General features: G+C 69.5%; 3 protein-coding genes. 2 read left to right on the top strand and 1 reads right to left on the bottom strand.

The features are described from left to right. On the top strand, positions 1 to 573 hold a 573-nt coding region (locus AC1DVT_RS19550), incomplete at its 5' end, for a transporter associated domain-containing protein (protein WP_477390983.1). Continuing rightward, on the top strand, positions 566 to 1,501 hold the full coding sequence (gene era / locus AC1DVT_RS19545; protein ID WP_457098568.1) for a GTPase Era: 936 nt from the start codon (positions 566 to 568) through the stop codon (positions 1,499 to 1,501). The genes AC1DVT_RS19550 and era, both read left to right, overlap by 8 nt. Before the next feature lie 67 nt (positions 1,502 to 1,568). On the opposite strand, the gene AC1DVT_RS19540 is transcribed toward era, so the two are convergent. Next, positions 1,569 to 2,408 (bottom strand): HNH endonuclease signature motif containing protein (locus AC1DVT_RS19540; RefSeq protein WP_477390981.1); only part of this gene is annotated, 840 nt, incomplete at its 5' end.

Here is a 2,408-nt window from a genome sequence, read left to right as displayed (position 1 = left end):
GTGTTCGTCCCGGAGTCGATGAAGGCCGAGCGCCTCCTCCAGCAGATGAAGCGCGATGCCGTGCACGTGTGCCTCGTCGTGGACGAGTACGGCGGCGTGTCGGGCCTGGTCACCCTGGAGGACCTCATCGAGGAGCTGGTCGGCGAGATCGCCGACGAATACGATCCGCGCGCCGAGGAGGTCGTCGAGCTCGAGCCCGGCCGCTACCGCGTCAGCGCGCGACTCGGCCTCGACGAAGTCGGCGACCTGTTCGGCCTCGAACTCGAAGACGAGGACGTCGACTCGATCGGCGGCCTCCTCGGCAAGGCGCTCGGGCGGGTGCCGCTGCCCGGTGCGACCGCGCAGTACGACGGCCTCGTGCTGACCGGGGGAGCCTCACGCGGTCGCGGCCGGGGACTCGCCACGGTGTTCGTGGAGCGCGGCGAGGCACTCGAAGCAGCCGAAGATGCGTTCGGCTCGGCACCCCGTGCGACCGGCACCAAGAACGGCAAATCGAAGACCGGCGAGATTCGCAAGCCGAAGACCGGCGAGATCCGCGTTTCACGCGGGAAGAAGGGAGATCGGGATGGCTGATGCAGCATCCTCCGACCAGAGCGCGGAGTCCGGCTCTGGGGAGGGACGATCCGGCTTCGTGACGTTCGTCGGACGACCGAACGTGGGCAAGTCGACGCTCACGAACGCGCTGGTGGGCGAGAAGGTCGCCATCACGAGCGACAAGCCGCAGACGACGCGTCGCGCCATCCGGGGCATCCTGAACCGCCCGGCCGGCCAGCTCGTGATCGTGGACACGCCGGGGCTGCACAAGCCCCGCACGCTGCTCGGCGAGCGGCTCAACTACCTCGTCGAGCAGGTGCTCGGCGACGTCGACGTGATCGGCTTCCTCGTGCCCGCGAACGAGAAGGTGGGTCCTGGCGACCGTCGCATCGCCGAGTCGCTCAGCGGCTACGGCCGCGCCAAGAAGGTGGCGATCGTGACGAAGACGGATGCCGCGACCCGCGAGCAGATCACCGAACGGCTCCTCGAGGTCGACGCCCTGCGCGAGGACTGGGACGCCGTCATCCCGCTCTCGGCGCTGGCTGACGACCAGCTCGATGTGCTGACCGACGAGCTGCTCGGGCTGATGCCGGTCGGGCCGCAGCTCTACCCGGACGGCGTGGTCACCGACGAGTCGAACGAGGACCGCATCGCCGAGATCATCCGGGAGGCGGCTCTCGAAGGGGTGCGCGACGAGCTGCCGCACTCGATCGCGGTGGTCGTGCAGGACATCGCGAAGCGCGAGAACTCGGATCTCACCGACATCTGGGCCGACCTCGTCGTCGAGCGCGACAGCCAGAAGGCGATCATCATCGGGCACAAGGGGTCGCGGCTGGCGTCGGTCGGCGCGCGGGCTCGGGCCGGCATCGAGCCGCTGATCGGCTCACGCGTCTACCTATCGCTGCACGTCCGAGTCGCCAAGGAGTGGCAGCGCGATCCGAAGCAGCTGGGGCGCCTGGGGTTCTGACGCGCTCCGGGTCGTTGAGCGCGCGAAGCGAGACGAAACGCGCCAGCGAGACTCACCGGGCCCGGCATCAGTGCCGGAGGACGGCGTCCTGGAGTCGGGTTTTCGAGCTGGTGACGGGCCGCCATCGGAGGGTGGCGTCGCACCAGCCGGGTGCGCGTACTTCGGGGACGCCGTGGTTCATTCGGATCTTCCATCCGTGCCAGTCGATGAAGCGGTGATGAAACCAGCAGAGCAGCACACCGTTGTCGGTGTGGGTGGGTCCGCCGTTGACGTGCTCGAGAACGTGATGGATTTCACACCACCCGGCGGGGATGCCGCAGCCGGGGATGATGCAGCCGCCGTCCCGCAACGTGATCGCGCGGCGTTGGTGCCGGTTGAAGACGCGCTCCTCAATGCCGATCCGGACGATGCGGCCGTCGTCCCGGGACGTGATCCGCTGGATGGTGCCGGCGCAGCCGACATGCAGCGCCGCCCTCATCCCGAGCGGCAGGTCGCAGCCCTGCGCGTGCGCGTATCCCGTGCCGCGCTCGGCGTCTTCTTCGCGGACGGACACGATCAGGGTGGGGGCGGCGCCGCCGATCGTGGGCAGCAGCCCACTGGAGGCCGCGACCGACAGGGCGCTCGCGAGCGCGTCGTGCTGCTGCTGCGCCCGGGTGCGGAAGTCACGCGGGACCACCGCGTCATCGGGCTCCCCGTCGGTGGGGGACTCTTCTGCAAACCGGACGCCGTGGTAGACCGGGTTGCTGTGCGCGTCGAAGATCATCTGCAGCTGCGCGGCCACCTCGGGCATCAGATTCCCCCGGCACGGCACGCCCCCGTCGGTCGGGGCGCCCAGCGTGAACGAGCGTTTGCGCTCGGTCATCCGCTCCCGCGGTTCGGCGCCATCCTGATCCAGCGCGATCGACCA

It is taken from the genome of Microbacterium sp. P2_F9 (genome assembly GCF_056403635.1).
This window is presented reverse-complemented; position numbering and strand designations above follow the sequence as displayed.